At 63.4% G+C, this 5,500-nt stretch carries 5 protein-coding genes and 1 pseudogene; 4 read left to right on the top strand and 2 right to left on the bottom strand.

Annotation, left to right across the window (positions count from 1 at the left end):
• Positions 1 to 194: 194 nt before the first annotated feature.
• Both mce and PCS43_RS33255 read left to right on the top strand, forming a co-directional pair.
• A complete protein-coding gene (gene mce / locus PCS43_RS33260) occupies positions 195 to 668 on the top strand; it encodes a methylmalonyl-CoA epimerase (RefSeq protein WP_037131968.1) in 474 nt (157 codons plus the stop codon).
• A 40-nt stretch (positions 669 to 708) separates the two neighbouring features.
• On the top strand, positions 709 to 1,767 hold the full coding sequence (locus PCS43_RS33255; RefSeq protein ID WP_063316265.1) for a hypothetical protein: 1,059 nt from the start codon (positions 709 to 711) through the stop codon (positions 1,765 to 1,767).
• Positions 1,768 to 1,774: 7 nt separating this feature from the next.
• Here PCS43_RS33255 and PCS43_RS33250 read toward each other — a convergent pair whose 3' ends face one another.
• On the bottom strand, positions 1,775 to 2,119 hold the full coding sequence (locus tag PCS43_RS33250; RefSeq protein WP_054828484.1) for a hypothetical protein: 345 nt from the start codon (positions 2,117 to 2,119) through the stop codon (positions 1,775 to 1,777).
• A gap of 19 nt (positions 2,120 to 2,138) precedes the next feature.
• A complete protein-coding gene (gene nucS, locus PCS43_RS33245; RefSeq protein WP_007733244.1) occupies positions 2,139 to 2,813 on the bottom strand; it encodes an endonuclease NucS in 675 nt (224 codons plus the stop codon).
• A 42-nt stretch (positions 2,814 to 2,855) separates the two neighbouring features.
• On the opposite strand from nucS, the pseudogene PCS43_RS33240 reads away from it, so the two are divergent.
• Both PCS43_RS33240 and PCS43_RS33235 read left to right on the top strand, forming a co-directional pair.
• Positions 2,856 to 4,427: pseudogene (locus PCS43_RS33240) on the top strand (adenylate/guanylate cyclase domain-containing protein); the annotation flags it as partial.
• A 150-nt stretch (positions 4,428 to 4,577) separates the two neighbouring features.
• On the top strand, positions 4,578 to 5,216 hold the full coding sequence (locus PCS43_RS33235) for a dihydrofolate reductase family protein (RefSeq protein WP_333779592.1): 639 nt from the start codon (positions 4,578 to 4,580) through the stop codon (positions 5,214 to 5,216).
• The last annotated feature ends 284 nt before the right edge of the window (positions 5,217 to 5,500 follow it).

Here is a 5,500-nt window from a genome sequence, read left to right as displayed (position 1 = left end):
GAGGTCGGACCCGGAGAGGTCTTTCAACGATCCGAGGAGTCGACCCATCGGGGTACGAGCTCCCGCAACAATCACAGAACTGGTCACGATTTCCTCCGGCTGCAAAAGAGAGATAGTCGTCGGTTCCGTGCGGCCTAAGAGCCAAGTCACATCCCGACGTGTACTCCTCAAACGGTAGCGCTACCGTGAAAGGTATGACACAGACCTCCCCCAGTTCTGCACTCGCACCTTTGTCGTCCGACCTCGTCGTCGCGATCGATCACGTCGGAATCGCGGTGCCCGATCTCGACGTGGCAATCGCGTGGTACACGCAGCACCTGGGCATGGTGTCGACCCACGAGGAAATCAACGAATCGCAGGGCGTGCGTGAGGCCATGCTCTCCGTCGTCGGCTCCCCCGCCGGATCCACTGCCGTTCAGCTGCTCGCGCCTCTGGACGAGAATTCGACCATCGCCAAGTTCATCGACCGAAGCGGCCCCGGCCTCCAGCAGCTCGCCTACCGGGTCACCGACATCGACGCCATCTCCGCCGAGCTTCGCGACCGCGGGGTTCGGTTGCTGTACGACGCTCCCCGACGCGGTACGGCCAACTCGCGCATCAACTTCATTCACCCGAAGGACGCCGGCGGCGTCCTGGTGGAACTGGTCGAACCCGACGCGAGCCACTAGCAGACCCGACTCCAGCTCGTATGCCAGGTAGATTGTCGCCATGGCATACGAGCAGGACCGCGGTTCGATCCAACTTCCATTCCAGATCGCACGGAAGGGATACGACCGCGACGAGGTACGCAACTACTTCGAGCGATTCGACGCGGAGCTGCGAGTTACCGCGGCTGATCGTGATGCTGCCGCTGCGCAGGCCCGTGACCTCGCCAAGCAGCTCGACGATGCACGCGACGACATCGACGACCTCCGCAAGGACGTAGACCGCCTCTCGGTACCGCCCACCACTGCGGAGGGCATGAGCGATCGCATCAGCCGCATGTTGCGCCTTGCCTCCGACGAGGCCTCGGAGGTGCGCGCGAAGGCCGAGGCCGACGCAGCCGAGATGACCTCCATCGCCGAACAGGACGGCGCCCGCCTTCGTGGTCACTACGAGTCGCTGATCGCCGAACTCGAGGACCGTCGCAACGCGATGGAAACCATGCACGAGCAGACCATGGCGCAGGCCCGTACCGAAGCCGCCCGGATCGTCGAAGCCGCGCAGGCCGAGCGGGATCGACTGGCTGCCGAGTCCGAGGCCAAGCGCACTCAGATCCGCGAAGACTTCGACATCTCGATGTCGGAGCGCCGCGCCAAGGTCGTCGCCGCCGTCAACGAGCTGGAGTCGTCGAGCAAAGCAGAGGCCGAGCGTCGACTCGCCGATGCGTCGCACGAGGCTCAGCGCAGGCTGCAGGCCGCCACTGATCAGTCCGAGCGCAAGATCGCTCACGCGAAGGAACTCACCGAAGAACTGCGCGTTCTCCGAGGCCGAATCCTGGCTCAGCTCTTGGGCATTCGCGGACAACTCGATTCGGTTCCGGCCATGCTCGCATCGGTCAACCGGGAGAGCGAACTCCTCGATGCACCGCCCGCTCCGGTCATCGTCGAAGCCGAGGAAGATCTCGAGATCGAAGACAAGAAGGCCGACGCAGATAAGGTCGATGCAGATCCGGTCAAATCAGAACCGAGTATCGACGAAGACGACGTTCTCGAGGACGCGGACGAGACGAACACCGCCGAGATCGACACCCGCGCCGTCGAGCAGCGAGCCCAGTCCAGGAACTGATCGACGCTCAGGACCACCGTCTGGTCAGGCTGCGCGTACCGCGGCCTGACCAGCATCCGGTATGCCAGTGTCGACGCTCGTTCGCGCCGCCCGGTTCCGAAGGCCACGTCACCACGTGAGCGACGCCGGGTCTGATGTCGTGATCACAACCGGGGCATCGATAGAACTTCGTCGCGTTGGAGCCGGGTATCGGCCTCACCATGTACATTTCACCGCCCGGACCGGGTTCCTCCCGGACCAGCGCTCCGCCGAACAACACACCGCTTGGTGACGCCGACTCCGCGCTCGAATCCCGCGCACGCCGAGTATCCGTTCGACGGGTTTGCTTCGGCGAAGGTTTGCGGCGCGGCATGGTTCGAGTCTAAACAGCGTCAGAAGAGGCGGAACTCGGTGCTTTCGGTGCCCCGCAAGGCCTCGTAGTCAAGGACCAGGCAACGGATCCCACGGTCGTTGGCCAAAGTCTTTGCCTGCGGCTTGATCTGTTGCGCTGCAAAAACTCCCGTGACCGGCGCGAGCAGCGGATCGCGGTTGAGCAATTCGAGGTAGCGCGTCAACTGCTCGACGCCGTCGATCTCGCCGCGACGCTTGATCTCCACCGCCACCGATGCACCGTCCGCGTCTCGGACCAGAAGATCGACCGGCCCGATCGCCGTCATGTACTCACGCCGCACCAACGTGTAGCCGGGGCCGAGTGTCTCGACATGCTCCGCCAGAAGTTCTTGAAGGTGTGCCTCGACACCGTCCTTGATCAATCCCGGATCGAGACCGAGTTCATACGACGAATCGTGCTCGACCTCTTCGAGAGTGATCCGCAGTTCCTCGCCCGCCTTGTTGGTGACGACCCACAGGATGTCGTCGCCGTCCCCGGTGGTCTCGACCAACCAGCACGGCGGACTCATCCAGTTGAGCGGCTTGTACGCCCGATCGTCGGCATGGATACTGACCGAGCCGTCGGCTTTGACCAACAGCAGTCGTCTTGCGGTAGGGAGGTGGGAGGTCAGGCGTCCCACATAGTCGACACGGCAACGAGCAATAACTAGGCGCACCGGACCACCCTAAGCGATCTTTACGACTACTCTCGACACACTATGCAGCGAAGCCGTGTCCCGAGTGCGCCCCTGGGGTCGTGGCTGCTCGGATCCACCGACGAAAGCCCCAGGCGCCGCCGAATCCGCGTCCAGGCACTACTCACCGCCCCCCTCCTGGTCACAAACCTGATCGGAGCGGTACTGGCGATCGTGCTCATCGGATTCGTGGTTCCCGGACCCGAGATCATCCACCCCGAATTCGCATGGATCAACTTCATTGCCGTGCCCGTCTTCATCGGGTGTGTCTTTCTCATCGGACTTCTGTGGGGCACCAAACGGCTGATGCGGGATCTTCGATGGGCCACCGAGGATCACCCACCGACAGAGCAGAATCAACGCGCGGCGCTGCGCGGGCCGTGGCGACTGACCCGAGTGCAAGCCGTCCTGTGGACGGCCGCGCTCATCACCTTCACGACCATGTACGGAATCGTCGACCCCGACACCATTCCGAAAGTTCTGTTCACCGTGGCTTTCAGCGGTATCACCACGTGCGCTTTCTGCTACCTGCTCAGCGAGTTCGCACTCCGCCCGATTGCCGCGCGTGCACTCGAATCCGGAGCACCCCGCAAGGCTGCCGTTCTCGGACTGACCGGCCGGACAATCCTCGTCTGGCTGCTCGGAAGCGGAGTTCCCGTCACCGGCCTGATGCTCGTAGCGGTCTTCAGCTTCATCCGGCCTGCTTCGTGGCAAGCCCTCGCGACCGCGATCCTCGTCATCGGCGGGATCACTCTGTGCGTCGGACTCGGGCTGACATACATCAACATTCGGTCCGCCGCGGCCCCCATTCGGTCCGTGCGACGAGGAATGGAACAAGTCACCCGTGGCGACCTCACCGCGTCCGTCGTCGTGTACGACGGAACGGAACTGGGACTACTGCAGGCCGGCTTCAATCGCATGGCCGAGGGTCTGCGCGAGCGAGAGCGAATACGCGACCTCTTCGGGCGCCACGTCGGACACGAGGTTGCCGCAAACGCGGTTCGCCGAAACCCGGAACTCGGCGGTGAAGAACGTGACGTTGCCGTACTCTTCGTCGACGTCATCGGATCGACCACGATCGCGGCCACCAACTCCCCTACGGCGGTGGTCGCTCTACTCAACCGTTTCTTCGACGTCATCGTCGACGAGGTCGACGCACACGGCGGATTCGTCAACAAGTTCGAGGGCGACGCAGCGCTGGCGATCTTCGGAGCGCCGACGACACTCGACGATCACGCCGGCAGCGCACTCGCCGCTGCCCGCAAGATTCAGCAGCGCCTGCGTGCCGAGGTTCCGGAAGTGAGCGCGGGAATCGGCGTCGCCGCAGGTGTTGCCGTAGCCGGGAACGTCGGTGCGCGAGAAAGATTCGAGTACACCGTCATCGGTGATCCCGTCAACGAAGCGGCGCGACTGTCCGAAGTTGCCAAGACGGTTCCGGGTAACGTCGCCGCATCCGGACGGGCTGTGGCTGCCGCTGACAGCGCCGAGGCTGCACAGTGGTCGATCACCGAGAGCATCACCCTTCGCGGCCGCCTCGAACAGACCGAGCTCGCGATTCCGTGCGACGCCCTAAAGTCCGAGACCAGCCCGTCAGACTCCGTGCCGGTTCAGCCCAGACCCCAACACCCCCCTGAGCGAACAGCACGTTCGGTCGGTCCAAGGCGATCAACGCCACGTTCGCTCGATGACTTTCCCGCTTCTCGACGGTCTATATCGGCACAGCGAAAATCCGACGACGCCTGGGAGATGGGTACGACTATGAAACTGACGACCTTTACCATCGTCACTCTCGACGGGGTGATGCAAGGACTCGGTGGGCCGGACGAAGATCGCCGTGGCGGATTCGAGCGGGGCGGCTGGTCCGCGCCATTGGTGGACACCGAAGCCATGGACTATCTCGTCCAGGTCTACCAGCGAGCTGACGCGTTCCTGTTCGGGCGACACACGTACGAGATCTTCGCCGGCTATTGGGGCGCGTTCGAGAATCCCGACGTCAACCCCATTGCAAGCGCCCTGAATTCGCGGCCCAAGTATCTTGCCTCGACAACGGTCACCGATCCGCAATGGAAGAACACCACGGCCCTTTCAGGTGACACCGCCACAGCTCTCGGCGCACTGAAAGCCAGACCCGGCGGTGAGCTTCAGGTGCACGGCAGTGGCAACCTGTGCCGCTGGCTTCTCGCGAACGATCTGGTCGACGAGATGATCCTGCTGATCGTTCCGGTGGTGGTAGGCCAGGGCACACGACTGTTTCCCGACACCGGACCGGACATCGCACTCGAGCTGGCCGAATCGCGAGCCACATCAAAGGGCGTGACGATTCAGAGGTATCTGCCGGCTGGCCGGCCGAAGTATGCGACTGCCACCGCCGACGGCATCGACTGATCCGGGCAAAGCGCCTGTCGTCCTCAGTCGTGTTCCCGCCCCTGATGGTGTGAACGTACCGTTCCCCTCGTTGGAGGCGGTGAGAGTACCGTTCACTCGATGCGGGGATGCCGGCGGGGATGCTCCCCCCTTCGATCGTGCGAACGGTGCGTTCGGTCGATCTGAGGCGACGAAAGGGCCGTTCGCTCGAAGTCGGGGGCGCTTTCGGGGGGTGTTTTGGGTACGAGAAAGCCCCCCAACCAGTACTGGTTGGGGGGCTTCTCTAATGTGTGTTCGGCGGTGTC

It is taken from the genome of Rhodococcus sp. C-2 (genome assembly GCF_027854095.1).
GTDB classification, from domain to species: domain Bacteria; phylum Actinomycetota; class Actinomycetes; order Mycobacteriales; family Mycobacteriaceae; genus Rhodococcus_F; species Rhodococcus_F qingshengii.
The sequence above is the reverse complement of the archived record's forward strand: the minus strand, read 5'-3'. Positions and strand labels throughout refer to the sequence as shown.